This window comes from Bradyrhizobium sp. P2_E8 (assembly GCF_056403875.1).
The window spans coordinates 1-2052 of the sequence record NZ_JBFUES010001188.1 but is presented as its reverse complement, the minus strand read 5'-3'; the positions used below and the strand labels follow the sequence as shown (position 1 = coordinate 2052).

Sequence of the window (2052 nt, the reverse complement as noted above, 5' to 3'; positions counted from 1 at the left end):
GACGGCTTCAGCGCACGGCGAAGGTTGGTGAAGGACGCGATGGGATCGGCGAAGAACATCACGCCGAACCGCGATGCGAGCAGATCAAAGCTCGCCGGCTCGAACGGATGGACCGTCGCATCCGCCAGCACGAACTCGAGCGGCAGGCCATTCGGCGCCAGCGCACGTGCCTGCGACAGCATCGGATCGGAGACGTCGAGCCCGAGCGCAAACCCGTTCGGCGCCACCTCCTTTGCAAACGCGACCGTCGTAGCACCCGAGCCGCAGCCGACGTCGATGACGCGCTCGCCCGGCTTCGGCTTGGCCCGTGCGATCAGGACATCGGCGATCGGCCCGAGTAGCCGCTCCTGCGCCGCATGGCGGTCGGCCCAGCGCTGCCCGCTCGGTCCGTTCCAATAGGCGATCTGGTCGGCGTTCTGCGCGTCACCGCTGGGCTGTTGCATCGGAACCTCATCGCACGCACTCGCGCGCCGTTTGCGTTTCGTAATATTCCATATTCCGCAAGCCGGGGCCCGTCCCGATCGCGGGGCCTCAAGCGATGCGCTTGACGAGCCGCGCCGGATTTCCGCCCATCACGACATTCGGCTCGACATCGGCACTGATCAGGCTGCCAGCCATGACCTGAACATTGTCGCCGATGGTCCTGTTCGGAACGACGCCGCTCTTGATGCCAAAGAAGCAATTGACGCCTACTCTGACCCCGCCGCCGAACGTCACGCCGGCCGTCACCTGGGACAGCGCACCGAGAACACAATCGTGGTCGACGCTGGAAAGGGTGTTGACGATCGTGTCGCGCCCGATCAGGGCTCTGGAGCCGATGACAGCACCAGCCCCAATCACGGCGCCGCTCTCGATTTCGGCATCCCTCGCGACAAAGGCCGTCGGAGCGATGCACGGCGGCATATTCACCTTGGCTGCCCGCAAGCGCGATGCACAGAGATCGCGCRCCGCGTTGGCTCCTATTCCGAGGTAGGCATCCCCGAGCGGGAGCTCACGGAAATAGTCGTCCTCGGACATCATGCTTCCCGGCAACGCCGCCTGGCCCTCCAGGCTCTGAACGACAAAGACGGGCGCAACATCGAGGAACGAGGCGATCACGCGCGCATGGCCACCTGCACCGAAGATATATGCCTTAGCCATGGGATTTCTTCGTCATCATGTAGGCCATCACGACACCATCGCTCTTGCGCGACAGGGAGATCTCGGTAGCGAGCAAGGCTTCCGACTGTTCCCATTTGTGAATACGGAACACGATACGGTCCTTAATGTCCGCATTGGCAAAGTAGTAGATGTCGCGCGAAACGGTGCTCTGCTCGGAGAACTCGGGGGAATATCGYAGCGCGCAGATGTCGCTGATAATAGGATAGGACGCGAAGTAAAGCAGCCCGACACCATTGACGTCGTGAAAAGGGATGATGTCGTATTCTGTCTCGAACAGTGACGCTGCCAGCGTCCTTGCCCTCAGATCACGGTATTCCGACACGAAGCCCGGCAGCGGAATTTCAGGAATCGGACAATTTGGCGGAATCGTCGGCTGTCCCTTCAAGAGCGAGGTGTTGTTCGCTTCGCCACGCCGGGAAAAATTCGACATGAGGCGCGCTTCTCCCGGAGCAAGGTCGTGGCGCAACGCGATATCCGAGATGAAAGTGCCGGCTCCGAACCGGGAAATCGTCCCCGTGAGATCGAGGCGGGTGTCCTCGCCAATCGCGCTGAGCTGCTTGCGCAACGAATAGCCAATTCGCGTGAACGTGGCGTATAGGCGATTGCCCGCGCCGTCCTTCAAAGCCGAGCTCGGGCTGTCGAGGCCCGAGGTGATCATGGCCCAGTGCATGTCGCCGAGCTCCTTCAGAAGCCAGGACTCCGACAGCCCGCCCATGGCCATCTGCGGCATGTTCACGAGCAAGCTGCGTCGCTCCATGGCCGCCGCCGTGGAGACGCTTGCAGGCTCCTGCACCGACGAAAGGGCCAGGATGCCGTTCAAGGTCTCGACGCGTCCCCACGCCGCGTCAGTGACGGGTCGTCCGAGCGCGGCCTCGATCCGCCCTCGCAGAA

General features: G+C 62.6%; 3 protein-coding genes. All 3 read right to left on the bottom strand.

What is annotated here, in order from left to right:
• On the bottom strand, positions 1-443 hold a 443-nt coding region (locus AC1D00_RS38410), incomplete at its 3' end, for a class I SAM-dependent methyltransferase (RefSeq protein ID WP_477014266.1).
• An 88-nt stretch (positions 444-531) separates the two neighbouring features.
• On the bottom strand, positions 532-1140 hold the full coding sequence (locus AC1D00_RS38405; protein ID WP_477014265.1) for an acetyltransferase: 609 nt from the start codon (positions 1138-1140) through the stop codon (positions 532-534).
• Positions 1133-1981, bottom strand: coding sequence for a Pnap_2097 family protein (locus AC1D00_RS38400; protein WP_477014264.1), 849 nt, complete (start codon positions 1979-1981; stop codon positions 1133-1135). Before AC1D00_RS38400 ends, AC1D00_RS38405 begins: the two co-directional genes overlap by 8 nt.
• Positions 1982-2052 lie beyond the last annotated feature (71 nt).